The following is a 26,217-nucleotide window of genomic DNA, read 5'->3' on the forward strand; positions in this document are numbered from 1 at the left end:
TTAAACAGGAAGGCCCGGGATCATAATGCCCAGGCGAGGTAGCGCCGGGATTACTTCCTTGGCAATCCAGGCCAGGGCAGTAAAGGCCGCCAATCCCAGGAGGCCGTAGAGGGTGTTTTTGGTGGCGTCGTTTAGCTGCGACCACGGGGTTTCGCTGGTGGACTTGGACTTCTCCGAGTTGTAGGCCTTAGACTCCGCGCAGGCGTCCAGGGCGTCCCGGTACTTATTTGCCAGCTTCCCCAGCTGGGCAGTCACGGCAACGTCACCCTGGTCTAGCTTTTTTAGTTCCTCGGTGTCGTACTGATCCAGGTCAAGACGAGATTTAACGATATCAACGTCAGCCTGAGCGTTGGCCAACTGCTTATCAAATTCTGCTTTCGCAGCGGCGGCCTCGGTGACCTTGACCTTGAAAGGCATGATCAGGTTTTCATCGACGGTGTTGGGCTGCTTGGTAGCCTTGTCCCAGTCAGCCTTCTCACCCGCAGAAAGCTTGACGGTGCAAGTGGAGTCCTTGAGGGTGGTCTGCAGCGCCTGAGCGGGAGCCACGGCCAGAGATGAGGCAACAGCCACGGTCAGGACGGAGGCTAGGAATTTAGATTTAGGCATGGAGAAATCCTTTCAGAGAAAACAACTTTCACTGCCTACCCTAGCAACTTGCGGGACCAGGGGTGGACGAACCCGCGGGATTAAAGCAGCTCAACCAAGAAAGGTAGCTCGGTGGGGTCGTAGAAGGCCATGAGGTTATCCAGGGCGTTTCCCACCACGATGTGGGCGTCTTCATCATCCAAATCCGCTTCATCGATGACGGCTATGGCCTGCGCAGTGGCCTGCTCCGCCTCCGCGACGTCAATGTGAATAGCCGCCAGGTCCTGCGTACTAAACGTAGCCGGATCCAGCTTGACCACAGGTTCGCCCATCTCCGGCTGCGGGGTGACGTGGGAGTCAGGAACGTCTACGGAAATAACCACGCGCCGGTGCGGGAACTGTTTCTCATCCCCAATGGCCAGCAGGCGCAACGACGCCATGGAGGCTTCTTGGAAGGCAACGTAGGCAATTTCTTCCTCATCCCCCTCACGGTAGAAGTTCTTCAGCGCACTGGTCAAGGCGAAACCCCAGCCGCTGCGGGCTGCGAGCTGGCCCGTTTCTTTAAGCTCCTCGAGCATGGCAAACGTGGCCGGGATGTACACGCGCAATTTAGAACTCACCCTCAATGTCAAAAATGGCCTGTACCTCAATGGAGGTGCGGTCAAAGACGGTGTAGAGCATGCCTACCATGCCAAAATCCACGGCAGCGCGCACGTTCAAGATGGAGTCATCGACCATCACGCAGTCGTTGAGCGGTAGTTCGAGGGCATCCGCCGCCGCCTGGAAGGCAAAGCGCTCCGGCTTTTCCGCGCCGATTTCCCCGGACAAGATAACGGCGTCTACGTCCCCGCGGTATTCCCACTCGCGGATGTGTTCCGCGCCAGGGCCCCCGTTGTCATTGGACAAGATAGCCGTGGCCACCCCGTTGGCCTTGGCTGCCGCCAACAGCGTCCGCCACCGCTTGACGTCTTCTTCAGAACCGTCAAGGACACCTACATAATCAACGACTAGACCGCGCATGAAATTCTTACCTCCAAGTAGTGATTGCAAAAGCTAAGTATAGCCAATTCGGCCCTTGCGGGGGCGTTGTGCCACCCTGCGTGCGGTGTAATCAAATCCGTGGCATACTTGTGGAGTCTGCCCCCAAAGCGTAATTCCCCCCTTATTTAGCTTTGGAGGAACCATAGTGTTTGAAATTGTTCCGGGATTTTCCTATATCTCGGTACTCATCCCGCAGGACCCGATTGTCTACGCGCGCACGCCCGACCACCGGGCGCAGTTGGTGCGCGCGGAAGTTCGCCGCTTGACGCAGGTGGTCTTGGAAGTTGCCGCGCGCCAACAGCCGCAGGTTCGTCTGCAAAAGGATTACTTCGACCACTGCATCAGGTTGCATTTGCGGGCCTGGCTGCGCCAACGCTCGCGCGCCACCCAGAACCTGGTCGTGCACAGCCTGCACGCGCAAAGCTCCGGGGAGTTTCACGGCTCCGCGAGTATCGGGGACGCCCGCTTGGCCTTCACCGGAGTGTGCAAGAAGGGCCGGTTGACCGCTTTCCGCTTGCTCTAGCCCAGCGACCCCAGGGCTTCCGCTAGCTGCGCCCAATCAACCGGCAGCAACGCCAGTCCTGCGGGAGAGAGCAACGCTGCGGCCCCGGCCAACAACCCCGGCCAGCTAACGGTATCTAGCGGGGCCTCCGCCTGCGGCTCCCGCCCGGGGGCCGGCGCGCCCTGGGCCGGATCATCCTGGCCGCCGGCCGGTTGCGTTGCAACTTCCGCAGCGGACTGCGAATGCACCGGCAATTCTTGAGCCACACCCAGGGGCACCGCAGACGCGGAGGTAACAGAGATGCCAGTGGTCAACAGCAAGCTAACTAGCCAGCGGGTCATAAGGGCCGTCTTTCTCAAAAAAGGAGTTGTTGAAAAGCTCAAGGCGCCGGGCGCGATGTTTGCACCCGGCGCGGAGCTGGTGGTGGCTTTTAGGCCTCGGCGTTACGGGCGGCCTCGGCAGCCTGGGCTTGCTGAGCCATGAACTGTTTGCGCAAGGTAAACAGCTGGCGGACGGTTTCTTCCTTCACGCCGTCATTCATAGCGTTGAACATGTCCCCGCCCTCGCGCTGGTACTCCACCAACGGGTCGCGCTGAGCCATGGCGCGCAGGCCAATTCCTTCCTTGAGGTAGTCCATCTCGTAGAGGTGCTCGCGCCACTTCTGGTCGATAACCGGCAGAATAATCATGCGCTCGGTATTGCGCATGTGCTTCTCCCCACCGATGGCGGTGACAGCCTCTTCCAAGTCGTCATACTGGCTTTGGGCGTCATCAACCAGGGCCTGACGCAGTTGCTCTGCGGTCAGCTCCCCTGCCGCGCCGTATTCGGTACCTTCAACCAAAGACTCGTGGCTCATCGACGGGCCGTAGAGCGACTCCAACGCGTTCCACAGCTCATCCAGGTCCCAGTCCTCCACATAGCCGGTAGCCGTGGCTCCAGCGACGTAGGCGGAGATGGTCTCATCGATCATCTTGCGGATATTGTCCTTGATATCGCCCTCGTTGAGGATAGAGTTGCGCTCCCCGTAGACCACCTTGCGCTGCTCATTAAGGACCTCGTCGTACTTCAGCACGTTCTTACGCATCTCGAAGTTCTGGTTCTCCACGGCCGCCTGGGCACCCTTGATGCGGTTGGAGACCATCTTGGCCTCAATGGGGACATCGTCAGGAACGTTCAGGCGGTTCATCATGTTTTCCATGGACTGGCCAACAAAGCGCACCATGAGCTCGTCGCGCATGGACAGGTAGAAACGGGTCTCACCGGCATCACCCTGGCGGGCAGAACGGCCGCGCAGCTGGTTGTCAATACGGCGGGACTCGTGGCGCTCGGTGCCTAGAACGTAGAGGCCGCCGGCCTCCCGAACTTCGTCACCCAGGCGCTTGGAGCGGGCGCGTTCTTCTTCGATCTCTGCGTCCCATGCCTCCTGGTACGCCTCTTCATCCTCGAAAGGATCCAGGCCGCGCTCGCGCAGCTTCTCATCCAAGATAACCTCCGGGTTGCCACCCAGCACGATGTCCGTACCACGGCCGGCCATGTTGGTGGCCACCGTGACGGTGCCGGGGCGTCCGGCGCGGGCCACGATGGACCCTTCTTCCTCGTGATGCTTGGCGTTGAGCACCGAGTGTTTGATCCCGCGCTTGGTCAGCAGCTGGGAAAGGTACTCGGAGCGCTCCACGGATGTGGTACCAACCAGGATGGGCTGGCCGGCTTCCACGTGTTCGGCGATATCGTCCACAACTGCTGCGAACTTAGCCTCCTGGGTCTTGTAGATCCGGTCGGCGTGGTCTTTACGAATGTTCGGGCGGTTGGTGGGGATGGGCACCACGTCCAGGCCGTAGATGGAGTGCAGCTCTGCGGCCTCCGTTTCAGCGGTACCGGTCATGCCGGAAATCTTGTCATAGAGGCGGAAGTAGTTCTGGAGGGTAACGGTAGCCAGCGTCTGGTTCTCGTTTTTAATCTCCACGTTTTCCTTGGCCTCAATGGCCTGGTGCATGCCCTCGTTATAACGGCGCCCGGCCAGCACGCGGCCGGTGAAGCCGTCCACAATCATGACCTCACCGTTGCGGACAATGTAGTCCTTGTCCCGGTCAAAAAGCTCCTTGGCCTTAATGGCGTTGTTGAGGTAGGACACCAACTGGGAGTGCTCCGGGGCGTAGAGGTTGTCAATGCCTAGCTGGTCCTCAACGTACTCCACGCCTTCTTCGAGCACACCGATGGTGCGCTTTTTGTGGTCAACCTCGTAATGAATTCCCTCACGCATACGCGGCGCGATTTGGGCAAAGACGTTGAAAAACTGGGAGTTGGTGTCCGTGGGGCCGGAAATGATCAGAGGCGTTCGCGCCTCATCAATGAGGATGGAGTCCACCTCGTCAACGATGCAGTAGTTGTGCCCGCGTTGCACGATCTCACCGGTGGAACGCACCATGTTGTCGCGCAGGTAGTCAAAGCCCAGCTCGTTGTTGGTGCCGTAGGTGATATCACAGTCATAGGCGGCCTTGCGCTGCGGTGGGCGCATCTCGGAGAGAATAACGCCAACGGAGATACCCAACCAGCGGTGCACACGGCCCATCATCTCAGCGTCACGCTTGGCCAAGTAGTCGTTGACCGTCACGATGTGGACGCCCTTGCCCTCCAAAGCGTTGAGGTAGGAAGGTAGCAGCGCGGTCAGGGTCTTGCCCTCACCCGTGGCCATCTCAGCGACGTTGCCAAAGTGCAAGGCCGCACCGCCCATGACCTGGACCTTGTAATGCTTTTGATCCAGCACGCGCCACGCGGCCTCACGGACCGTGGCAAAAGCTTCAACCAAGATGTCATTGAGTTCTTCACCGTCAGCTAGACGCTGCTTGAACTCAGCAGTCTTGGCCTTGAGTTCTTCATCAGATAATGCTGCGTACTGGTCCTCAACTGCGATAACCTGGTCGGCCATCTTATCGAGACGCTTGACTGTGCGGCCTTCACCGGCGCGGAGCAGCTTGGAAAGTCCAAACACGTAAGTTGTTCCTTCTTTTCAAAATTCGACACTAAATATTTCGCTTGCGGCCATTGTACCCGTGCCCCCCTAGCTTGATACTTATCGCGGGTGAGTAACGTGATAGAGATCGCGCAGAGAACACAAAAGTTTCAGGCCCGCACCGCTTTAACCAGCGGGCGAGCCTGAAAAGTGTAGACGTTAGGCTTTAAGCTTCATCACTTAAAGTGATGATGCCGTAGTCATAGGCGTGGCGGCGGTAGACCACGGAAGGAGAGTTGTTCTCCTCGTTCATAAACAGGTAGAAATCATGTCCCACCAATTCCATTTCACTCAGTGCTTCATCAACACTCATGGGCTTGGCCGGGTGTACCTTGCTGCGGACAATTTGGCCCGGGCGCTGCTCCTCGATGGTCTCCGCGTAGGGGTCAACATAGCGGTCCTCCTTAGCGGCTTCCTCAGCGGCCTTCTTCTCCGCCAGAATCTCAGCCGCTAGTTCTCCCGTGCCCTTCTGCGCGCGGTGGCCGGACTTGACGTGGTCGCGGCGGACCTTAACCTTGCGCAAGGAGCGCTCCATTTTCGCAATCACGGTTTCCAAGGCGGCGTAGAAGGAGTCTTCCTTGGCCTCCGCGCGAGCCAGGTGACCCTTTCCGGAAGCGGTGATCTGAATACGTTCCGCCTGCTCTTCGCGCCGTGGGTTGGGCTCATGCTTTAGCTCCACGTGGAAGGAGTTGAGGGTGGGATCCAGGCGCTCAATCTTTGCCAGCTTGGACTTCACGCGCTCCGCGAAGTGCTCCGGGACCTCAACATTTCGGCCCGTTATGGTGACTTGTGCGCTGGTTTCGACCGGTTGGTTGGTCATAATTTCCTCCCAGAAGTAGTGGGGACAATGGATGCCCGCAAGCAAAAGAGATGTAATTTTTCAACGCCGCTGTGGCACCGAGTAAATCTCTAGTACAGCTTGCTGCGACACCCCCGATTGTACCAGCCACCACAACGGGCGGCCGCCGGATGGGGGTAACCGATTTCACATTAACGGGCATCAGCCAGCACCAAACCCACAACTGGGCGCGCTCCCGCACCCCTTAATACGTGTGCGGATGCGGCCAGTGTGGCTCCCGTGGTGACAACGTCATCCACCAGGACCACCGCGGCATCGGCGGCAATCTGCCCGCGCGGGGCAATACCGTGACGGATGTTGTCCCACCGCGCCGCCGCGCTCAGCCGGGACTGGTCCGCAACCCGCGGGCGGATATACAGCCACGGTCCCACCCGCGCGCGCAACGCGCTAGACTCCAACGTCCGCGCAGCCGCCTGACAAATGTGAGTAACCGGATCCCCACCCCGCAGCCGCGCCGACCGCGGCCTGGTGGGCGCCGGAACCAACACGACGTCATCCGGCACCACACCCCGGGCATGCAAATGAACCAGCCCCGCCGCCACCACAGCCCCCACGTGGCCCCGCACCGCCTGATTGTTGTACTCCTTCATCGCGATGATCAGGCGGCGGCGCATGGCGGTGTAATCCCCCAGCGCATACACCGGCAACCCGATATCCCGGCGGCGTGACACCAGATGGGGAACCTCCCGCAACTGCTGGCGGCAGGGCCCGCACAACACGTCCCCCGCCGCCTGGCAAGCGGCACACGAACGCGGGATGATAAGCTCCCCCACCCCGGTCCACAGCCCCATGCTAATCAGCCACTATCGGCGCGGCGCGCAGCCCCTGCAGTCCGGGGACCTCGCGCCAGAAGACGGCGTCCGTTTCCGAGGGAGAAAACTGCAACATCGTACGGGCGTCCGTGGCGTAGATGGTCGAACGGTTCGCGGCAATCGACACCACCGGGGCCGTAATGTTTCCAGCGGGCAGCATGGACAACGAGGAGCCGTCCTGCTCCAGACGCCACACCGGGGCCTCCGGGGTGGAGGTACCCACTATCAGCGAACCATCCGGCTGCCAATCCAACGTCAACGCGGTTCCGCCTAGCTCCGTGGCCAGCTCGTGCACGTTGACAATCCGAGTTTCCCCAGGGGAAACGCGCGTCACCACGCCCGTGAAAATACGCCCGTCGATGATCATGGCCACGCGCGCACCCGCAGGTGACAGGCGCAGCACCGAAATCTCCCCCGGAATACCCTCCAACGCGGAGGTGTTGACCTCACGCTCAACAATCCGGTTCTTGTCCGAGGAAGGCACCAGCCGGACAACCGTGGTTCCGTCCACCACAATCCAGGCCGCGTCCCTGTCGTGTTCCAGGCTGGGGCGCGAAAGCGTCCGCCCCTCAATCGACTCAATCAGCGGCCCTCCCAACTCCCCGATAACCAGCTGGGACTTACCGTTTCCACTCACGCGCACGGCCGCTATCACCCCGTTGGCCGAGACTTCCGCGGACTGCACCTCCCCGGAAGCACCCAGCGGGCCTGCGACCGGCGTGGCTTCATTACCCATTACCGAATGGACGTTTGCGTCGATGACCGCATAGAGAGCCGGCACCGAATCCGCCGAGGTCCGCGGGTTAAACTCCACGAAGTCATCGGTAGTCAACAGCTCCACGTCAGGCACCAGGTTGGTGCCGTCCGCCGTGGCAGAATAAGGACCGGGGACCCCCGCGTTGGACAGCGTCCACACCAACTGCGCGGCAAAGCGGCGGCGCTGGCTTTCGTCCATATCCGCCATGCCAGTGAAGCGGTATACGCCGCCTTCCATCCCCGCAAAAATAGCGTCACGAGGAACAATGTCAGCTACAGCGGGCTTAATCCGGGCGGAAGGGCCCTCCATTATCATGGTTACCAGCTCAGTATTAAGAGAATTTTCCCCGGAGAAAATCCAGCGGCGGTCAGCAATCAGCGAAGATCCCGTGGATTCGTAGAAATAAAGATTTTGCGGCTGGTATTGGTTGCGCAGCTCAGTCCTTTCAATCACCACATTCTGGGGCAAATCGGTCACCCGCCACTCCCCCTGGATCTTCTCCATGGTTATTTCCGCCTCGTATGCGCCGTTTTCTGGCAGGTATGACCCGCCTTCCTCCAGCGTGCCGATGACGGATCCGCGCACGGTAAACACGCGCCGGTTACTGTTCGAGGAGTCAAAAACGGTGGTGATATCCACGGCGTTGACCACCAACGTGTTGCCGTCCGGTGCCCACGTCTGACGGATACTGGGGGCCAAGAAAGCCCGCGCCGCCGCGTAGTCCCCGGTGGGAATTGCTGAGGCGCTAAAGAACTCCCGCAACAGGAGATCCGGTTCCTGTCCCGGCTGCGGCCCAACCTCCGGTTCCTCGGAGGCAGTGGGCTCGTAGGAGCGCAGGAACTGCGGTTTAGTATCCGTAGCCAGCGTCGAACAACCAGCCAGGCTCAGAGCGCAAGCAGCCACCAGGACCGTCAACCGGGGAATGTACATGGTCTAGTTTCCTTTCCGGGCCGGGGGCAGTGCCAGTGCCAGTTCAATGGGGTCTTGTTCAACCAGGGTATTGGGCACCCGAGGAATGATAAGACGGAAACGCGAGCCACGGCCAAACTCACCGGTGGCGTCCAAGGTTCCGCCGTGCAGCAACGCGTCCTGGCGGGCAATTGCCAGCCCCAAGCCGGTGCCGCCGGAGTGGCGCTTCCGGGAGGCGTCAGCGCGCCAGAAGCGGTTGAATACCAGCTCCTCCTGGCCTGCCTTGAGCCCGATACCGGAGTCGGTGACCGCAATCCCCACAGCGAACTCATTTTCCCCAAAGTCCACCACCACCGGCTTGCCCTCAGAGTGGTCAATAGCGTTGGCCAACAGGTTACGCAAGATGCGTTCTATCCGGCGCGGGTCCGCCTCCGCAGTCACCTTATGGTCCGGAAGGTTAAGCACCACTTCCACGCCCAGTTCGGTAGCCAAGTGTTTGACCTGCTCCCACGCCGATGTCACCGCCGCGCGCAGATCGATCTCAGAAGAAGACAGGTCCGCCACGCCGGCGTCATGGCGGGAGATTTCCAACAGGTCCGCCAGCAACGCCTCGAAGCGGTCCAACTCGCGCAACATCAACTCGGACGCCCGCTGGGTGGGCGGTGCCATGGCCTCAGCCTCGACGGCTAACATGTCTGCGGCCATGCGCACGGTAGTCAACGGCGAGCGCAACTCATGGGAGACATCGGAAGTAAATTGCCGCTGCAGGTTCCCGTACTCCTCCAGCTGCGCGATGTGGTTTGACAGCTTTTCCGCCATATCGTTGAACGAAGACGCCAAACGCCCTAGCTCGTCCTCACCCTCAACCACCATGCGCTCGCGGAGGTGTCCCGCGGCCAGACGCTGAGCAATACGGGAAGCGGAGCGAACCGGCGCGATAACCTGCTGCGTGGCCAGCCACGCAATACCTACCAGCAGGACCACCACTACCACCCCGGCGGCGGAGAGCAGGCCGCGCAGCAGCGCCAAAGTTGATTCCTCAGACTCCATGGATAGCACCATGTACAGCTGTACGTCGGGGATATCCGAGCTGGTAGGAGTTCCCATAATCAGCACGTTGTAAGGGCTGCCGTTTTCCTGCTCTGCGGTGGCAAACTGGTAACCAATGGCGTCCTGGCCCACCAGGGCGCGCAGGTTCTCCGGAACCCGGTAGCCCTCCGGGGAGGTGGTCAGCGAACCATCAGCGTTTTCCACCACGATGACCGGCTCAAACATGGCCTGCGAGTCCCCGGACCCTAACTGGGTCAGCGAGGCCCGCGCGGAATTCAGGCGCACCTGCACCGAGTTAGCCGAACCCGTGGCACTGATCTGTTGCTCCACGGTATGCGCAGCGCGTTCAATTTCTTGCTGCGCGGTGTCAATCTTTTGCTCCACCAACCGCTGGGTAAGCACCGTCACCAAAGCGTAGGCAAGCACAATCATCACCACGGAAGACGCGGCCAAAATCATGCCAACAAAGCGAACCTGCAAAGAGGTGCGCCACGACTCAACGAAGCGCTCGCGGATACGGGAAAAAATAAGTTCCTACTCCCCGGACTGAGGCTTTCCGGTTTTATAACCTACGCCGCGGACAGTCAGGACAATCTTTGGATCCTCCGGGTCATGTTCAATCTTGGCGCGAAGGCGCTGCACGTGGACGTTGACCAACCGGGTATCGGAAGTATGGCGGTAGCCCCACACGGACTCCAGCAGTTCCTCACGGGAATGTACCTGACCGGGCTTGCGCGCCATCTCCAACAGCAAGTCGAATTCCAGCGGCGTCAGGGATACTTCTTCACCGCTAGTGCGGTGCACCATGTGCTGCGGGACATCAATGACCAGATCCCCCACCTGGATGGTTTCCGAATCACCGGTTTCTTTCCGGCGCAGGCGGGCGCGAATACGGGCAACCAATTCCTTTGGCTTAAACGGTTTGGTCATGTAGTCATCCGCGCCAGATTCCAAGCCCAGGACCACGTCCACGGTATCCGTCTTGGCAGTGAGCATCACAATGGGCACGGAAGACGTGCGGCGGATGGCACGGCAAATATCAACGCCATTCATCCCCGGAAGCATGAGGTCCAACAAGACCAGGTCCGGCCGGTTTTGTTCGAAGGCGGGCACGGCGCGTGCGCCATCCGTCACGGGGATGGGGTTAAAGCCTTCCGCCTCCAAAACCATGGTGAGCATCTCAGAGATAGCCGGATCATCATCAACGACCAAGATTTTCGGTGACACTACTTTTCTCCAACTTCTCTGGTTGCTACCAGCTCTAATACTGTTTTAGTAATCTTAGCGGGATCCGCTGAGACTATCCAGCGTGAACCCCACTCCCGCGCGGCCAGGCGGCGGTACGCTTCCGCCGTGCGGTGCTGCAGGCCGCCGTCCAGTTCGTAGCGGTCCTTGGCCCTGGAGCGGTCTTCTACTGCCCGGTCCGTCGCTCTTTCCGATGCCACCTCTACATCCGTGTCCAAGAAGATCTGCAGGTCCGGCCTAGGGATGCCCAGGCGTTCGAATTCTAGCTCATAGACCCAGTCCATCACGGCGTCATCGCCCAAGCGAGCCGCCGAGTAGGCCGCGTTGGAGGCCACGTAGCGGTCGAGCAAAACCACGCCTTGGGCGGCGCGCAGGTCCGCGGCCGCGCCGTGTCGGTCCAGGGCAAACAGGGTGGCCATGCCGTAGACCGAATCCGTGAGGTCGCCCATGCGCCCGTAGAGCGCCTCCTGCGCCAGCTGCGCGTGCACGGAGTCCGCGTAGCGGGGAAACCCCACTACGTGTACGGGCTGGTCGAACGCTGCGGTTAGTGCGCGCACCAGGGTGTTTTTCCCGGCACCGTCTATTCCCTCTATGGCGATAATCATTGTGGTAACTCTATTCCGCTTTTGACATCCCGGCATACGGTTCCTGTACGCCGTTGCTTAGTCCCGGCCGGACACAGGGCACGGGTCTTAACCAGGGCAGGCTTTCCCAAGTCCTGCTCGGGGCCCGGCCTGTAATGGGGTCTGAGACCAAAGCCGGGGCCCGGGCTGGGGCTGGGGCTGGGGCTGGGGCTGGGGCTGGGGCTAGGCCTAGGACAGGGCTTCAGTGAAGGGCTCCAGGTCATGGTCGCTGTCCACCTGCTCAAGAAGTGCGAGAGCCTGTTCGTTGAGGTGTTCGCCACCCGCGCCCCGCAAACCCCGAATGAAGGGGTAGTCCTCCACAATTTCCCCAGCGGTGAAAGGCGCGCCTGCCCAGATGGCGGCGATGGTGGCCGCAGCAAGACCGTTTTCTTCCTCGTCTGCGGTGGCGTCTCCACTGGCGGAAAGCATAACGGCGTCCGTGACTGCCTCAACAATGTCATCTTCGTCCAGCCGTGCCAGGTCATCTAAAAATTCGGTATTGGCCTCAGCCGTAAAGACTTCATAATCCCAGGTACTCATGCTAATTCATGGCCTCCTTGCGTCAATTGATTCGGATAATAGCGGTGGTGGTCGCTTTTATAAGAGAAAGTGGTAATGTCGTTATGAACTTGTTACCACATCTTTTAGGGAAGGATCACTGCGGGTGAAAGCAGATACTGGCCGGGTACTGGCCTTTATAGCACTAGGATTCCTAGTTGCTGCCGGCGTGGGAGTCACCGTGTGGCGGACCACCGACCCCGCGACTTCCACTTCTAATAATGCCATGGCACCGGCCGCCGTGACGGTCGACGCCCTCACACCACCGCCGCCAGCTAAGACAGGCGGCACCGCGCAGCCTACCACCTCCCCCGGTGACTCCGGGAGGGCCCCAGGATCCCTGTCAAGCAATACCCGTCCCCAGGCCGCAGCCGCCACCAACGATCCCCACCTGGCACCCAACGCGGTGGTCCACCGCCGGCCGCAGCGGGCCACCCCCACGGTGGTATTCCGCCCAGAAAATCTTTCTGCCTCCGGAAAAGGCACCCACGAAAACGCTCCTACCCAGCCGCCAGCAGCACGGGTGAATCCAGAAACCCGCCGGGAAATCCCCGCGCCGCCGTTGAAGGAAGCGAAACCGCCGGTTCAGCCCGGGCTCTCAAGTTCCACCACCGGATCATCGGGTGCTACCAGCAGCCCGCTCCGGACCTCTGTCATCACCACGCCCGCAGAACCTGCACCTAGTGGCACCTTGACCGACGCCCCCGAGTCCAGCGCGCCGGCTACCAGCACCCCGGAGCCAACAGGGCCGTCTATCGCCGACGGCGTGCCTATTGAGAGCCCAGGGACCACTAGCCCCACCCCGGAGGGCACCTCCCAGCCAGACGCCGCGCCAGCGCAGACTACTTCCGGGCAACCTGGCCCCGCGCAGACAACTGGACCTCAAAAATCTGCAGTGCAGACGCCCCCAACCCAGACGGTACCAGCGCAGAAATCCGGCGGGCATTCCCTGCCGGTCGCGCCTATCGCGACTCAATCTGCGCCGGGATCCTTGGAGCCGGTTCCCGCGACCACGGCTACACCGTCACAGGCACCGTCACCGGCAGCGCCCAGCACCCCCGGCCGAGCAAACCCAGCCAGGACTACGGCACCGGCAACGGTGCCGTCCGCTACTTCAGATCCCGAGCTGCCGCGATAAACAACTGCCCATCACTATCTGAATGGGCAACCACCGGGGCGCCGTTGGCTGGCAGCCACGCCGCCTCCCCCGGCGTGAGCGAGGTGCCGTTAACGCTCACCGTGCCCTTAGTACACAGCACGATTCCTGGTCCACGCACCTGGCTCAGGTTAGCCTCCGGTACGGCCGGGAAATCAACGCGGAATACCGAGAACTCCGCAACTGGGGTGTCATATTCAGCCACCGCGCCAGCTTGGCTGACCGGAACGCGCGGCTCCGGCAGGCTAGCAAACTTCAAGACCTTGACCAGCTCCGGAACGTCCACGTACTTGGGGGTTAACCCCCCGCGCAACACGTTGTCGGAGTTGGCCATGACCTCAACGCCCAGGCCACGGACGTAGGAGTGCAGATTCCCGGCGGCCAAGAATACGGCCTCTCCGGGGGCTAGCTCGATGTGGTTGAGCAGTATTGCCCCCAAAACCCCGACGTCGCCCGGGTAACGTTGGTTTATCTCCACTACCGTGTTCATCACTGTGCGCATCCACCCATCAGGAACGCGGGGAGCTGCGGCGATGATGGCGCTGATGAGTTCGTGCCGCACGCTAGTGGGAATGGTGATCCACGTAGTAAACAGCGCCCGCAGGTTATCCGATTCCGTCTCCGGGGAATCCCCCTCCGCCAGCATGCCCACGTACCGGTCCAATTCCGGGCAATCCAGTGCGCGGAAGAGCTCCAACGTGCGCGCCAGGGGACGGAAACCAGCCATGGCATAGAACGGGGTCAACGCGATGAGGATTTCTGGCTTATGGCTAGCATCCTTGTAGTTGCGCTGCTTGTCATCCAATCCTATCCCCAGGGCGTTTTCGCGCTCGAAACCCTCAATAGCCTGCTCCATCGAGGGGTGGGCTTGCAGGGACAAAACCTCCCCCGCTGCTAGCAGTTTCATGAGGAAGGGCAGCCCGTTGTCCGCCCACTTTCCTAGTTCCTGCGGGTTGGCCGCAAGTTTTTCATCCAGGGTGTGGTCGCTGCCGGCAATCCCGGAAGGGTCTGCCGGGTGAGCGCCGTACCACAACTCCGCGACCGGCGTGGAGGAGGGGGTCTGGCCCCTAAGCTCCGGAATGAGGGTGCGTGAGCCCCATGAGTAGGAACGCGTGGCGGGGACAAGCTTGTCCATCGTTCTCCTTTTGTTAAAAAATTAAAGCATGAAAAATACGGGCACGGGCACCTAGCGTCTACTAGGCAGAGGCATTATAGGCGGTGGCAGCAAAGGCGCGCACAATCAGTTGTAAGGGGTGTGCGTCATGGTCTGTGGGTGTTACCAGCAAGAAGTTGGGTTGTGCTGGTACTTCGTTTCCCTGCCGGACTTCCTGCCGGACGTAGCCGCCCCAGGAAATCACCTTTGACCCTACCAGCGGAGGCCCGTCTAGATAAGGGTCATGGAAAGGATCATCAGTTTTTGCCAGCTGGCTCGCAGACTGGCGCCGCTCTAACACCTGGTCTACCAGCTCGGGTTCCACCACCGTCCCGCCCAGGCCGCCGGCGGCCCACACTGCCGCAACCACCTTGGCTATTGGCCCGCCGGTGTGGATTACGTGCGCTGCTTCCGCGAAGTCCCGCAACTGACGGCCCGGGTTGACCTCCGCGCCCCGCTCGGGGCTTAAGCTGGTCAGCTCCGCGTCTAGCTGGTCGGCGATGCCCGCCAGGTAGCCCTCCGTGGCCTCCGGCGCCTGGCCCAGGCTGGAAAATACCAACTGCAAGCCCGCGATAAACCGTGCCGGGGACAGGCCCGCAGCCGTGGGCAGTGAGGGGGCTACCAGGGTCCGCGCGGGGGCATCCTCAGAAAGCGGCCCGCTTCCAGGCGCAATCAATACCGTGGTCGCACCCCGGCCGGCAGCCGCTATGAGCTGCCGGGAAACCGCGTCGTCAACGGCGCGCTCTCCCACCACGATCACCAAATCCAGGGCCCCCACAAACGGCGGTAGCGCCTCCGGGCGCGCCACCATCACGGGCAAGGAACCTTGTTGTGTAGCCACAAAGTGCGCGCAGGCTTCCGCCACCAAGTCGGTGGGGATGACCAGCGCGCTACGGAACTGGGTGCCCCGCAAGGCTGCGGAGAATTGTGCCACTGCGGGCAGCAACGCGCGCACCTGCGCACCCTCGTGGGCGACATCAAAAAAGCGGACGGTTTCCGGGTCGTAGGAATCCTTGGGATCCCAATAACTACTAGCCATACCTCCCAGCCTATACTCATATGCCGAAGCCCTGCGGGGCATGAATTTTCCGCCATGCTCGCAGCGATATAATCGCGGTAGACTTGAGCTTTCGCTAAAAGTTGCACTCGAAAATAGAAAGAGGATTTATGACTTCCCCCTTGCGCGTTGCAGTCATTGGTGCCGGCCCGGCCGGTATCTACGCTTCGGACATTTTGGTTAAAAAGACCGGCGGTGCCGTCCAGATTGACCTCATCGAGCAGATGCCTGCACCCTTCGGGCTCATCCGCTACGGCGTGGCCCCGGATCACCCGCGTATCAAGGGGATAGTTAATTCCTTGCACCGCGTGTTAGAAACTGACCAGATCCGCTTGCTGACCAACGTGGAGATTGGCAAGGACATCACCGTAGCCGAGCTTGAGGAATACTACGACGCCGTGGTCTTTGCCACCGGGGCGGTGGGTGACTTGGGCTTGGACGTGCCCGGCGCTGACCTAGACGGCGTGCGTGGGGCCGGTGAGTTCGTGGGCTTCTACGACGGTAACCCGCGCTTTGAACGCTCCTGGGATCTGTCCGCCAAGGAAGTAGCCGTGGTGGGCGTGGGCAACGTGGGCCTGGACGTGGCCCGCATCCTGGCCAAGACCGGTGATGAGCTCAAGGCTGCTACGGAAATCTCCGACAACGTCTACGAGTCCCTGGCCAAGAACCAGGCCACCACCGTGCGCGTGTTCGGCCGCCGCGGCCCCGCGCAGGCCAAGTTCACCCCGCTGGAGCTTAAAGAACTAGACCACTCGCCCACCATCAACGTGGTCGTGGACCCGGAAGACATTGATTACGACGAGGCCTCCATGGTCGCGCGCTCTTCCGCCAAATCCGTGGACCTGGTGTGCCAGACGCTGGAAGGCTACGCCATCCGCGAGCCCAAAGACGCCCCGCACACCCTGCAGATTCACCTGTTCGAGCAGCCCGTGGAAATCCTGGGTGAGAACGGCAAGGTCGTGGGGCTCAAGACCGAGCGCACCCGCCTCAACGGTGACGGCTCCGTTACGGGTACGGGCAAGTTCACCGAATGGCCGGTGCAGGCGGTCTACCTGGCCACCGGCTATCGTTCCGATGCCGTCGCGGGTGTGCCGTTTGACACCCGCCGCAACGTCATCAGCAACGACGGCGGCCACGTGGTCGATGACAACGGGGATATCGTGCCGGGCCTGTACGCCACCGGCTGGATCAAGCGCGGACCGGTGGGCCTGATTGGCAACACCAAGTCGGACGCTACGGAGACCATCGGCATGCTGCTAGCCGACCATGAGGCCGGCAAGCTTGCCCACGCCAAGGATGCGGACATCGTGGATCTGCTTGAGGAACGTGGCCTGGAGTTCCTGACCTACGAGGGCTGGAAGAAGCTCGATGCCGCCGAGCGCGCCTTGGGTGAGGCGGAGGGCCGCGAGCGCAAGAAGTTCGTCGAGTGGGAAGAGATGGTCACGCACTCGCGCGGCTAGGCGGGCGGCTGCGTGCAGGGCAGGCTAAGATCGGGGGCATGACTGAACCAGTACCTGCCCGCGCCACCGACGCCCAGCGGCAAGCAGTCGCGCGCCAGCTGTCCCAGGCGCTGTCGACCGGGCAACTCAGCCTACCGGAATTCGATGAGCGCACCGCGCTGGCCTACTCTGCGGTGACCACCGGGGACTTGGACAAACTCACCCGGGACCTGGCTCCCAAGCCGGCAGAAACCGGAGCCGGGCGCGGGCGGTCAGTGGCGCTGCTGTCTGAAACCACCCTTAAAAACTGGCGGGTGCCAGCAACCCACACCAGTGTCTCGGTGCTAGGTGACATTACGCTAGACCTGCGTTCTGCCACCTGGGAAACAGACGTCATCACCATCAACTGCTACTCGGTCTTGGGGGATCTGAACCTGATTGTTCCGCCGGACGTCGAAGTACAGTCGGGCGGGATTGCCATCCTGGGGGAGTTTAACGTTGAAGGCGGCCGCCCACCCCACCCAACCGCACCCGCCCGCCGGGTAGTCAAAGTGGGGGGCTTTAGCGTCCTGGCGGAGGTAAATGTCCGCGTGGTCTACGGCAACTAGTCCCGGTTTTTAGGCCCGGTTTTAAGCCCGGATGACCGCCAGGACTTCTTCCACGAGGGATTCGACCTCGGCGCGGGTGGTGGCTTCCACGTTGAGCCGCAGCAGCGGCTCTGTGTTAGAGGCGCGCACGCTAAACCAAGCGGCGGTGCCGGCCAGCTGCACGGTCACGCCGTCCAGGTAGTCCACGGACTCGGTGCGGCCGGCAAATTTATCCAGCACGGCCTGGGTGGCCGCCTGCGCGTTGTCGACGGTGGAGTTGATTTCGCCCGAAGCCTCATAGCGCGAGTACTGCGCCATGAGCTCGCTAAGCGGCTTGTCCGACTCCCCCAGCGCGGCCAGCACGTGCATGGCCGCCAACATACCGGAATCCGCGTTCCAGAAATCCTGGAAGTAGTAGTGCGCGGAGTGCTCCCCACCAAAGCCCGCGCCGTGCTCGGCCATCTTGGCCTTGATGAAGGAGTGCCCCACGCGCGTGCGCACCGGCGTGCCGCCCTTTTCCACAATGAGCTCCGGGACCGTCTTGGAAGTAATCAGGTTGTAGATTATGGTGGCCCCCGGGTTGGCCTCTAGGTAGCGCGCGGCCACCAGCGCGGTAATAGCGGAAGGAGATACGGGGTCTCCCTTTTCGTCTACCACGAAGCAGCGGTCCGCGTCCCCGTCAAAGGCCAGGCCAATGTCCGCGCCCTGTTCCACCACATACTTCTGCAAATCCACCAGGTTCTTCGGGTCCAGCGGGTTGGCTTCATGGTTGGGGAAGGTGCCATCTAGCTCAAAGTAGAGCGCCCGTAGGTCAAAGGGCAGGCCGGTGAATACGGCGGGGACGGTGTGGCCGGCCATGCCGTTGGCGGCATCGACAGCCACTGTGAGCGGGCGGGACCCCTCCAAGGGCACTAGCCCGCGCAGGAAGCCCGCGTACTGCTCCAGGATGTCGCGCTCAGAGCGCTTGCCGCGAGGCCCATCATAGGCCGGCACCCCGTCGATGAGCATGTCTTTAATGGCCTCCAGCCCGCTTTCTTGGCCCACCGGCACCGCCCCCTTGCGGCAGAGCTTGATGCCGTTGTACTTGGCCGGGTTGTGGGAGGCAGTGAACATGGCTCCGGCCTGGTCAAACTTCCCGGCGGCAAAGTAGAGCTCATCGGTTGCACAAAGCCCCAGCTCCAGGACGTCCAACCCCTGGGAGTTAACGCCTTCCGCGAAAGCGGCGGCCAGCTCCGGGGAGGACGGGCGCATATCGTAGCCAATGGCTACCGACGTTTCCCCTTCGCCGCGAAGAATGGCAGCGAAGGCCGCACCGGTATCACGCACGAAGGCGGTGTCGATGTCTTCACCCACCACGCCGCGCACGTCATAGGCCTTGATTACTGCATTGAGTTGTTCACGAGTTCGCATGAACACACAGTTTAGTCCTCTTGTTTGGCAGAATCCTCATCCGGAACCACGGACAGGTGGGCGCGCCGGGCCGCGCGGACATCCGCGACGCGACGCATGCGGAATACCGGGTGGTTGGAGCGGTCCGGGTCGGAGCCGTCAAAGGTGGGTTCGTAGTCAATGGGGTCCACGTCGCTTCCTAGTTCACCGGTGGCGCGTCCGGCACCAACGGCCTCAGCCAGGCCCATCAAGTCATCGTCGTCAAGCTCCACGTGGCCCACCCGGAGAAGCTCCCAGCCGTGCGGGGCAGTAATGCGGGAGGAATGTTTGTCACACAGGTCCCAGCTGTGCGGGTTATCCTCCACGCCCAGCGGGCCTACGACGGCGGTTTGTTCCGAGTAGGCGTAGGTAAGCGTTGCCACGGCGGGCTCGCTACACCCGGGCCGCGAACACTTCTTTTTCGGTTGCTGGTCACTCACGGATTTTAGTCTAACAGCGTGTAGGCTCATTTAACATGACTACACGCCCCTTCCGTGACCGCCGGGGCCGGGGAATCCGCGGGCCCATGTTGCCGCAACAAACCCCGCGGTTTAGGTCCCGCTCCGAACTCTTTGACACCGCAGTTTTAGAGGCCTACTCCCCTATCCAGAATGCCTATGCGGAGCAGCTGGAGGGGCTTGATATCGCGGTGGACACTGTCCCGCGGATGCGGTTGCGTACGGACTTAACTGTGCTTCCCGATGACATCGTGGCAGACGGCCCGGTCCCGCTCGGGCGTGTGGTTCCGGCAGGAGTGGACGCCCAGGGCCACCCAACCCGCGCCAGGATGGTCATCTTCCGCATGGCTATTGAGCAGCGCGCTACCACGCGCGAGGAGCTACATGAGCTGCTTGGCACGGTCATTACTGCTTTGGTGGCGTCCTACCTGCTCATTGACCCGCGCGATATTGATCCACGGTTTAGCTGGTAAGCAAAAAGGCTTTCTCCTTGATAACAAGGAGAAAGCCTGAATATTTTAGCCTAGGCGGCGTTTGAGACGCCGGCGCTCGCGGTCAGATAGGCCGCCCCAGATTCCAAAGCGTTCGTCGTGCTCAAGCGCGTATTCCAGGCACTCATCCCTTACCGAGCAGGCCTGGCAGATGCGCTTGGCTTCCCGCGTGGAGCCACCCTTTTCCGGAAAGAATGCCTCCGGGTCGGTTTGGGCGCACAGGGCCTGGTCTTGCCATTCCTGTTCAACTGCGCCAAAAAGTTCGTCCAGGGATAAAGCCGCAGCTGCCGTGCCACGGAGATTGGCGCCATTTGCCATGTCTTCCACGCCTTTTCCTTTCTCCGTAGGTCCATTGCCAATTAGTGCGCACGCGTGCCATACCTCTACTGATTTCCAGCTGGCAGCCGCCTATTCCGTTGCCGGGGATACCGGGTTCCAGATGGAGGCAACCTACTGCTAGTAGCCGTAGAGCGGCTCCCAAGTGATGGCTAGCCGGTTCCAGCGGTGCGCGTTACATACATGTGATTTAACACCGTGGCACTAAATACCGTCAACCCGAAAACCGGTGAATTCCTTAAGTTTGGCCGAAAATGCAGCTCACAGATCACACCAGTCACATAAGTAACATCACCATCACCCGGGGGGCAATCTCCGGGGGTACTAGATATAGGGGGAGGTAACAAACCTGGCAACTAATTCACAGGTTCCGGCGTGTCGCGCCACCACAAAGCTACGCGTCCGGACTAAAACGCAGCCCACTATCCGGAATAGCGACCCCAGGGAAAATACGCAGACCATCCAGCAGCTCACAACGAGCCCCGATGCTAGCCCCCTCCCCAATCACGCAGCCCGAAATCCGGGTGTTCGCCCCAATATGCACACCCGAGGCAATGATGGAATCCTTAATCTCCGCACCAGGCTCGATAGTCACGCCGTCAAAGACCACGGTCCCGTCCAACCGCACGCCAGCGCGAATCTCAGTTCCGCGCCCCACCGAAGTCCCGGACAACAGCAACACCCCATCCGCTATCCCCGCCGAAGGGTCCACGAAAGCCTCCCCCGTCTTGCCTTCCAGCAAGGGCGAGGGCGCAATACCGCGCACGATGTCCGCCGAGCCGTGGATAAAGTCCGCCGGCTTGCCCATGTCCCGCCAATAAGAGTTATCCACATGCCCAAAGACCTGAGCGCCTTCCTCCAAAAGCTGCGGGAACGTCTCCCGCTCCACGGAAACCACCCGGCCGGCCGGGATCTGCTCGATTACGGAACGCTTGAAGATGTAGCACCCGGCGTTAATCTGGTTGGTGGGAGGATCATCGGTCTTTTCCAAGAAAGCCAGGACGCGCCCGTCCGGGTCAGTAGGCACGCAACCGAAGGCGCGCGGATCCACAACCTTGAGCAGATGCATGGTGACATCGGCGTTTTTATGCTCGTGGGTTTCCAAAATTCCGGCCAAATCCATCCCGGAGAGCACATCCCCGTTGAACACCATGGCGGTGTCATAGCGCAGCTTGTCATAGACGTTGCGGATACCGCCGCCGGTACCCAACGCGGATTCTTCCACCACGTATTCAATATCTAGGCCCATGTCCGAGCCGTCGCCAAAGTATTGCTCAAAAACCTCCGCTTTAAAAGAGGTAGACAGCACCACGTGCTCAATACCGGCAGCCTTAATCCGCGCCAAAAGGTGCTGCAGGAAAGGAAAATTTGCCGTGGGCAACATTGGTTTAGGGGTGTTGTTGGTCAACGGGCGCAGGCGCGTGCCCCGTCCGCCAACCAAAACCACGGCGTCAACTAACTGTGCGTCCATACGCGTTTCTTCCTTTACTCTCCAGCGGGGAAATCACTTCCACCCGCAATCTTAAATCCTAATTTTGCAGTTTTGCGCACAGCGCGCGGGTGTCTAGACCAATTTTCAACAACCACCTCACGGGAGCCTGCCACCACTGCGGCAACCTATCCGCCTGGAACCGGTACGCCGACTGGTGGTGAGCCTTGGTCATAGCCCGCGCGTGGCGCTTGGTGGAGTGCCCCTGGGCGTGGGTGATCACAGCTTCCGGGCAAAATACGTTGCACCACCCGGCCCTGCTGAGCCGATCCCCCAGATCCACATCTTCTAAGTACATGAAGTAACGCTCGTCAAAGCCGCCAATTTCCGTGAACGCGTCCCACCTAACCAGCACGCACGCACCGGACAACCAACCGGCCTCACGCCGCTGCGTCATGTCTTGTTCCTTGCGGTAGCGCCTGGACCACGGGTTGGCGGGCCATACGCCGGACAGTAGGGCGTGGCCTATCCCAGTGCCCAGGGTAGGCACGGCGCGGGCGGACGGGTAGCTGGACCCATCCGGTTCCTCGATACGCGGCCCCACCGCGCCTGCCCCCGGCCAGCTCTGGGCGCAGGCAATGAGCTCATCCACACTGCCGGGGTGGAAGGCTACATCCGGGTTGACCAGCAGGAGGTAGTCCCCCCGTAGCTTCCCGCCGTCCACCAGCTCGCGCAAACGCGCGGCACCGGCGTTCATCCCGGCACCGTAGCCAATGTTTCCGCCGGTATCTAAAAACTCCACGTTGCCGGCTGCGGCGGCGGCTTCTTGCGGCACGCCGTCGCTGGAGCCGTTATCCGCCAGCACCGTGTACGTGCCCGACCGGGTGGCCTTATCCAACGAGCGCAGCAACGCGTCAAGGTAGGGCCCCGGGGAATACGTCACGGTCACAACGCCCAAGGGCAGCTCAGTGTTAGCTGCGGAAGTTGAGGTAGTTTCATTCACAATGTGGCTAACCATACACCGGCGATAACGTAATAAGCCACGCCTAAGTCCATGTCGAGGTAAAAAATTCCCGCCAGTTACCCTAAAATGCCAATAGCTAAGCGTTAGCACCTGACGCCCCGCAAGTTCCCCGTCATCAAACACGAAAAGGCAGCTATAGTGTCACACTTCCCGGATCGACCGGCGCGCCGCCCCCGCCCCGTCCGCACCCAGGCACGCAGGCTTTCGCAAGCCGGCTCGCTGCCCCTGAAGGCCGTCCTGGCCTCACTGGCCGTAGCGGTTTTGACTGTCTCTGGCGTGGGCTACGCCTTTGTTGGCCGCGTGGGCGGGGACCTAGCCAGCGTGGGCAACCTCGACCTGGGTGCCAGCGGAAACTCCGAGTCCAGGGGGGACGGCAAAAAGAAGGAAGGCTTCTCCGACGGCGCCTTGGACATCCTCATGGTGGGGTCGGATTCCCGCACGGACGCCCAAGGCAACACCCTGAGCGAGCAGGAGCTAGCGGCACTGCACGCCGGCGTGGACAGCGGCGAGGAAAACACGGACACCATCATGGTTATCCGTATCCCCAAGGACGGATCCCGCGCCACAGCCATTTCCATCCCCCGCGACACCTACGTAGCCGATGATGAGTTTGGCAACATGAAAATCAACGGCGTATACGGTGCCCACGCGCTAGCCACCCGCGAAAAGCTGGTGGCTGAAAACGACGCCGCCCACGCCTCCGGCGAGCCCCCAGTCCACACCCCCAGCGACATTGAATCCGCCGCCGTCCAGGCCGGACGCTCCGCACTGTTTAACCGGGTCAAATCCCTCACCGGCATTGATATTGACCACTACGCGGAAATTGGCCTGGTGGGCTTCGTACTGTTGACCGACGCCGTGGGCGGCGTGGACGTCTGCCTCAACAACCCCGTCAACGACCCAATGTCCGGCGCAGACTTCCCCGCCGGCCGGCAAACGCTGCAAGGCGCGCAGGGCCTAGCCTTCGTGCGCCAGCGCTACGAGCTCCCGCGCGGGGACCTGGACCGGATTGTGCGGCAGCAGGCATACGCGGCATCGTTAGTAAATAAGCTCCTGTCCTCGGGGACGCTGACTAACCCGGCCAAACTGTCGCGCATTTCCAAGGCCGTGGAGCGCTCCGTGGTGCTAGATGAGAACTGGGACGTGATGAGCCTGGCCAACCAGCTTTCCGGGCTGGCCGGCGGCAACATCACCTTCGCAACTATCCCGGTGACCTCGATTGACGGCGTGGGCGACTACGGCGAGTCCATTGTCACCGTTGACGTAGCAGAGGTCCACCGTTTCTTCGAAGAACTAGCCAAAACGCGCGAGCAAACTGCCGCCGATGCCCCCCAGCCCCCGGCGCCCGCTGCCGACGGCGAGGCCGCGCCGGCAATAGACCCCAACCTGGAAATCCACGTCCTCAACGCGGGCTCAATCTCCGGGCTCGCAGCCGGCGTGGGTGCCTGGATTACCAGCCAAGGCTACGCGGTAGACCGCACCGCGAACGCCGATCCCGGCATCTACGACACCACGCAGCTAGTTGCCGCCAATCCTGATGACCCGCGCGCTATTGCGCTAGCCGAACAGCTGGGGGGTATTCCCATAACGGTCAACGAAGGCCTGGACCCAAACACCCTCATTGTGGTGACCGCCAACGACTACGCCGGCCCTTCCGACCAGGATGAAACGGACGCCGCCTCCGCAGCAGAGGAAATGGCCCCCGCCCCCGTGGGAGCCCCGGGCGCAGATTTTGGGGAAGCCGAAGTGTCGCCGGAAATTGACGCCGGCGGGGACGGGCCGCGCTGCGTTAACTGACCGGGACCGCCTTTTGGCGGTACGATTGGCGGGCATGATGATGCTCCAACACTTGCTTGACCACGACGCGGCCGCGCCGCGCTTGACCGTGTACACGGAGTCCACCGGTGCCCGGATGGACTTTTCCGCGCAAACGCTGGACAACTGGGCTTCGAAGATTGCCAATATGTTGGAGGAAGAACTTGACCTTGCCGCAGGTGACAACATCCTGATTGACTTCCCGGCCTCTTGGCAGGCCGCCGTGGTGGCACTGGGGGCTACGGCCGCCGGAATCGAATACTCCTTCTCCCCCTGCGATTCGGCCTCGGTGGTCTTTAGCTCCCCTGACAAAACAGACCAGCACCCGGGCGCTGATGTGGTGGTCCTCACCGACGACCCCTTTGGCCGGGGCGTGGCGGAAACGGGAGGTGTCTTGCCGGCCGGTGCCATCGATTTCGGTCCCACCGTCCGTTTTTACGGGGACCAATACTATGGCACCACCCAGCCGCTGCCGGAGCTTTTCCCCCACGCTGGAAAGCCGGAGCGCCTTTTGTCCACCGGTTGGTGCTCGCGGGAGGATTTCCACAACGCCGTGATGCACCCGCTGGCCGCCGGGGGCTCCGCCGTTGTGGTGTGTGGGCTGGTCTCGTCCGAGCGTTTGGAAGAGATTGCCTCCGCAGAAAAAGTCACCCGCCGAGCCGTCTAAAATCCCGCCACGAAACCCGGTGTGAGCCTGCTTCTCCGGGCGCTCTCACGACCGCAAGAAGCGATAAACCCTCTCCTGAAATTTTGGCAATTTACGCAGGTCAGGGGCACTAAGTGCGTTTTGTGCGCGAATAGGTTACAGTAGTTCCCTGTGAGGAAGCGTGGCGCCGGGTCTCCACCCCCCCCGAGTGATCCGGCAGCCCCACCTTGCATACGGCCCCCCTTCATTGCCCTCCCCCCCGAGGCAAGCACGGGGGGCCTTTAAAATCTTTCCCCCCACCGGGGTAGAAACCGGCCCCGGCCACACGCCAGGTGCCGCGCGGCCACTACAGTGACACGAATGTGGGTCTACATACTTTTAGGAATCTTGGTTCTGCTCGGAACGGCCATCCAGGGCACCATCGGCTTCGGACTTGGCACCCTAGCCACCCCGATTATTGCTCTGGTGAAGCCGGAGCTGGTGCCCACCGTGATTCTATTTCTGGCCTTTTTCATCTCCAGCTACATGTTGTACACCAACCTCCGGGACAAGGGCGGTATAGATACCCAGGTGATCGCAATCTCCTCCGCCTGCCGCATTCCCGGCTCGCTCCTGGCGGCGTGGGTGCTGACCAGAATCGACGAATCCGGGTTGCAGGTATTTATTGCTGTTGCCGTCATCTTGGCCATGACGCTGTCCAGCCTTGGCTGGTCCCCCGGCCATTCTCCCACCAACACCGCGCTGGCCGGGGTTACTTCTGGATTCTTTGGCACGATAACTTCAATCGGCGGGCCGCCCATGGCGTTGATTCTTAAAGACTTTGACCCGGAGAAGGTCCGCAGCACTTTGGCCGGCACCTTTGTCATTGGCAGTGCGATTTCCATGGCCACGCTGGCATTGACCGGGGCAGCTACTGCGCACCAATTCCTGGTGGCCGTGGCCTACCTCCCGCTAGCTGCAGCCGGCCTGGCAATTGCCCGGGTGTGGAAGCGCCGTGTAGACACTGTGGCGCTTAATCGTTTGGTCGTGGCGGTATCCCTCGCTGCCGCAGGCATGCTCTTGGCGGTCTCCGTATTCTAGGCTTTTCCGCGGTTTTCGAGTGCTCAGCGGTTAGCGGCATACGTGTGTTCCACCGGCAGCGGGGTGTGCTGCGGTGGTGCGGGTTCCGCCGGGTGCGCGTTGGCGGTAGCCGGGCTGCGGGGCTCGGCCGGGCCAGGTGTGGGCGCCCGGGGTGCGACTGCGCGGGG

Annotated in this window: 28 protein-coding genes; 9 read left to right on the plus strand and 19 right to left on the minus strand. The window is 61.4% G+C overall.

What is annotated here, in order from left to right; genetic code table 11:
- The 3 genes from F4V58_RS08990 to F4V58_RS09000 all read right to left on the minus strand — a co-directional run bounded on the left by F4V58_RS08990 (position 1) and on the right by F4V58_RS09000 (position 1,605).
- On the minus strand, positions 1 to 606 hold the full coding sequence (locus tag F4V58_RS08990; protein ID WP_075735265.1) for a hypothetical protein: 606 nt from the start codon (positions 604 to 606) through the stop codon (positions 1 to 3).
- 80 nt (positions 607 to 686) lie between these two features.
- The gene (locus F4V58_RS08995) at positions 687 to 1,193 is read right to left on the minus strand and encodes a DUF6912 family protein (RefSeq protein WP_211272794.1); all 507 of its coding nucleotides are present in this window, start codon (positions 1,191 to 1,193) and stop codon (positions 687 to 689) included.
- A 1-nt stretch (position 1,194) separates the two neighbouring features.
- Positions 1,195 to 1,605 (minus strand): HAD family hydrolase, encoded by a 411-nt coding sequence (locus tag F4V58_RS09000; protein WP_075735268.1) that lies wholly within the window; start codon positions 1,603 to 1,605, stop codon positions 1,195 to 1,197.
- 166 nt (positions 1,606 to 1,771) lie between these two features.
- Between F4V58_RS09000 and F4V58_RS09005 the strand changes: the two genes are divergently transcribed.
- Positions 1,772 to 2,149 (plus strand): hypothetical protein, encoded by a 378-nt coding sequence (locus F4V58_RS09005; protein ID WP_075735270.1) that lies wholly within the window; start codon positions 1,772 to 1,774, stop codon positions 2,147 to 2,149.
- Here the strand turns inward: F4V58_RS09005 and F4V58_RS09010 are convergent.
- From F4V58_RS09010 to F4V58_RS09055, 9 genes are all read right to left on the minus strand, one after another.
- Positions 2,146 to 2,469, minus strand: a complete 324-nt coding sequence (locus F4V58_RS09010) for a hypothetical protein (protein ID WP_075735271.1) — start codon at positions 2,467 to 2,469, stop codon at positions 2,146 to 2,148. The two genes, F4V58_RS09005 and F4V58_RS09010, sit on opposite strands and share 4 nt — an antisense overlap.
- An 89-nt stretch (positions 2,470 to 2,558) precedes the next feature.
- Positions 2,559 to 5,117: a preprotein translocase subunit SecA gene (gene secA / locus F4V58_RS09015; protein WP_075735273.1), complete on the minus strand. Its 2,559-nt coding sequence runs from the start codon at positions 5,115 to 5,117 to the stop codon at positions 2,559 to 2,561.
- A gap of 187 nt (positions 5,118 to 5,304) precedes the next feature.
- Entirely contained in the window at positions 5,305 to 5,958 is a 654-nt protein-coding gene (hpf, locus tag F4V58_RS09020) for a ribosome hibernation-promoting factor, HPF/YfiA family (RefSeq protein ID WP_075735275.1), read from the minus strand.
- A gap of 170 nt (positions 5,959 to 6,128) precedes the next feature.
- Positions 6,129 to 6,788: a ComF family protein gene (locus F4V58_RS09025; RefSeq protein ID WP_075735277.1), complete on the minus strand. Its 660-nt coding sequence runs from the start codon at positions 6,786 to 6,788 to the stop codon at positions 6,129 to 6,131.
- A 1-nt stretch (position 6,789) separates the two neighbouring features.
- Positions 6,790 to 8,496 (minus strand): MtrAB system accessory lipoprotein LpqB, encoded by a 1,707-nt coding sequence (lpqB, locus tag F4V58_RS09030; protein ID WP_075735279.1) that lies wholly within the window; start codon positions 8,494 to 8,496, stop codon positions 6,790 to 6,792.
- A 3-nt stretch (positions 8,497 to 8,499) separates the two neighbouring features.
- Positions 8,500 to 10,041 (minus strand): MtrAB system histidine kinase MtrB, encoded by a 1,542-nt coding sequence (gene mtrB / locus F4V58_RS09035; RefSeq protein ID WP_281247322.1) that lies wholly within the window; start codon positions 10,039 to 10,041, stop codon positions 8,500 to 8,502.
- A gap of 18 nt (positions 10,042 to 10,059) precedes the next feature.
- On the minus strand, positions 10,060 to 10,752 hold the full coding sequence (mtrA, locus tag F4V58_RS09040) for an MtrAB system response regulator MtrA (RefSeq protein WP_075735283.1): 693 nt from the start codon (positions 10,750 to 10,752) through the stop codon (positions 10,060 to 10,062).
- A complete protein-coding gene (locus tag F4V58_RS09045; RefSeq protein WP_075735285.1) occupies positions 10,752 to 11,375 on the minus strand; it encodes a dTMP kinase in 624 nt (207 codons plus the stop codon). Before F4V58_RS09045 ends, mtrA begins: the two co-directional genes overlap by 1 nt.
- A gap of 207 nt (positions 11,376 to 11,582) precedes the next feature.
- Entirely contained in the window at positions 11,583 to 11,933 is a 351-nt protein-coding gene (locus tag F4V58_RS09055; protein WP_075735289.1) for a DUF4259 domain-containing protein, read from the minus strand.
- 124 nt (positions 11,934 to 12,057) lie between these two features.
- Here F4V58_RS09055 and F4V58_RS09060 point away from each other — a divergent pair, with 124 nt between their 5' ends.
- Positions 12,058 to 13,089 carry a hypothetical protein gene (locus F4V58_RS09060; RefSeq protein ID WP_075735291.1) on the plus strand — a complete coding sequence of 344 codons (1,032 nt, stop codon included), beginning with the start codon at positions 12,058 to 12,060 and terminating at the stop codon, positions 13,087 to 13,089.
- Here the strand turns inward: F4V58_RS09060 and manA are convergent.
- Positions 13,061 to 14,242, minus strand: a complete 1,182-nt coding sequence (gene manA / locus F4V58_RS09065; RefSeq protein ID WP_075735293.1) for a mannose-6-phosphate isomerase, class I — start codon at positions 14,240 to 14,242, stop codon at positions 13,061 to 13,063. The genes F4V58_RS09060 and manA overlap by 29 nt on opposite strands.
- Before the next feature lie 61 nt (positions 14,243 to 14,303).
- The gene (locus tag F4V58_RS09070; protein ID WP_075735295.1) at positions 14,304 to 15,299 is read right to left on the minus strand and encodes a hypothetical protein; all 996 of its coding nucleotides are present in this window, start codon (positions 15,297 to 15,299) and stop codon (positions 14,304 to 14,306) included.
- Between the two features lie 128 nt (positions 15,300 to 15,427).
- Here F4V58_RS09070 and F4V58_RS09075 point away from each other — a divergent pair, with 128 nt between their 5' ends.
- Both F4V58_RS09075 and F4V58_RS09080 read left to right on the plus strand, forming a co-directional pair.
- Positions 15,428 to 16,777 carry an FAD-dependent oxidoreductase gene (locus F4V58_RS09075; RefSeq protein ID WP_075735297.1) on the plus strand — a complete coding sequence of 450 codons (1,350 nt, stop codon included), beginning with the start codon at positions 15,428 to 15,430 and terminating at the stop codon, positions 16,775 to 16,777.
- A 38-nt stretch (positions 16,778 to 16,815) separates the two neighbouring features.
- Positions 16,816 to 17,364 carry a DUF1707 SHOCT-like domain-containing protein gene (locus tag F4V58_RS09080; RefSeq protein ID WP_075735299.1) on the plus strand — a complete coding sequence of 183 codons (549 nt, stop codon included), beginning with the start codon at positions 16,816 to 16,818 and terminating at the stop codon, positions 17,362 to 17,364.
- 21 nt (positions 17,365 to 17,385) lie between these two features.
- On the opposite strand, the gene F4V58_RS09085 is transcribed toward F4V58_RS09080, so the two are convergent.
- Entirely contained in the window at positions 17,386 to 18,753 is a 1,368-nt protein-coding gene (locus F4V58_RS09085; protein ID WP_075736659.1) for a phosphomannomutase/phosphoglucomutase, read from the minus strand.
- A gap of 11 nt (positions 18,754 to 18,764) precedes the next feature.
- On the minus strand, positions 18,765 to 19,211 hold the full coding sequence (locus F4V58_RS09090; protein ID WP_075736661.1) for a DUF3499 domain-containing protein: 447 nt from the start codon (positions 19,209 to 19,211) through the stop codon (positions 18,765 to 18,767).
- Positions 19,212 to 19,246: 35 nt separating this feature from the next.
- On the opposite strand from F4V58_RS09090, the gene F4V58_RS09095 reads away from it, so the two are divergent.
- The gene (locus F4V58_RS09095; protein WP_075735300.1) at positions 19,247 to 19,702 is read left to right on the plus strand and encodes a metallopeptidase family protein; all 456 of its coding nucleotides are present in this window, start codon (positions 19,247 to 19,249) and stop codon (positions 19,700 to 19,702) included.
- A 45-nt stretch (positions 19,703 to 19,747) separates the two neighbouring features.
- On the opposite strand, the gene F4V58_RS09100 is transcribed toward F4V58_RS09095, so the two are convergent.
- Complete coding sequence (locus tag F4V58_RS09100) at positions 19,748 to 20,047, minus strand: WhiB family transcriptional regulator (RefSeq protein ID WP_075735302.1); 300 nt, start codon at positions 20,045 to 20,047, stop codon at positions 19,748 to 19,750.
- Here F4V58_RS09100 and F4V58_RS12560 point away from each other — a divergent pair.
- The gene (locus tag F4V58_RS12560) at positions 20,037 to 20,180 is read left to right on the plus strand and encodes a hypothetical protein (RefSeq protein ID WP_169833279.1); all 144 of its coding nucleotides are present in this window, start codon (positions 20,037 to 20,039) and stop codon (positions 20,178 to 20,180) included. The two genes, F4V58_RS09100 and F4V58_RS12560, sit on opposite strands and share 11 nt — an antisense overlap.
- A gap of 270 nt (positions 20,181 to 20,450) precedes the next feature.
- Here F4V58_RS12560 and manB read toward each other — a convergent pair whose 3' ends face one another.
- Both manB and F4V58_RS09110 read right to left on the minus strand, forming a co-directional pair.
- The gene (gene manB / locus F4V58_RS09105) at positions 20,451 to 21,527 is read right to left on the minus strand and encodes a mannose-1-phosphate guanylyltransferase (protein WP_075735304.1); all 1,077 of its coding nucleotides are present in this window, start codon (positions 21,525 to 21,527) and stop codon (positions 20,451 to 20,453) included.
- A gap of 58 nt (positions 21,528 to 21,585) precedes the next feature.
- The gene (locus F4V58_RS09110; RefSeq protein WP_075735306.1) at positions 21,586 to 22,503 is read right to left on the minus strand and encodes a glycosyltransferase family 2 protein; all 918 of its coding nucleotides are present in this window, start codon (positions 22,501 to 22,503) and stop codon (positions 21,586 to 21,588) included.
- Between the two features lie 144 nt (positions 22,504 to 22,647).
- Between F4V58_RS09110 and F4V58_RS09115 the strand changes: the two genes are divergently transcribed.
- From F4V58_RS09115 to F4V58_RS09125, 3 genes are all read left to right on the plus strand, one after another.
- Complete coding sequence (locus F4V58_RS09115) at positions 22,648 to 24,306, plus strand: LCP family protein (RefSeq protein WP_425429746.1); 1,659 nt, start codon at positions 22,648 to 22,650, stop codon at positions 24,304 to 24,306.
- A 34-nt stretch (positions 24,307 to 24,340) separates the two neighbouring features.
- Positions 24,341 to 24,991, plus strand: a complete 651-nt coding sequence (locus tag F4V58_RS09120; RefSeq protein WP_075735308.1) for a TIGR03089 family protein — start codon at positions 24,341 to 24,343, stop codon at positions 24,989 to 24,991.
- A gap of 339 nt (positions 24,992 to 25,330) precedes the next feature.
- A complete protein-coding gene (locus F4V58_RS09125; protein WP_075735310.1) occupies positions 25,331 to 26,050 on the plus strand; it encodes a sulfite exporter TauE/SafE family protein in 720 nt (239 codons plus the stop codon).
- Positions 26,051 to 26,217 lie beyond the last annotated feature (167 nt).

Source organism: Corynebacterium phocae (genome assembly GCF_008693075.1).
Lineage (GTDB): Bacteria > Actinomycetota > Actinomycetes > Mycobacteriales > Mycobacteriaceae > Corynebacterium > Corynebacterium phocae.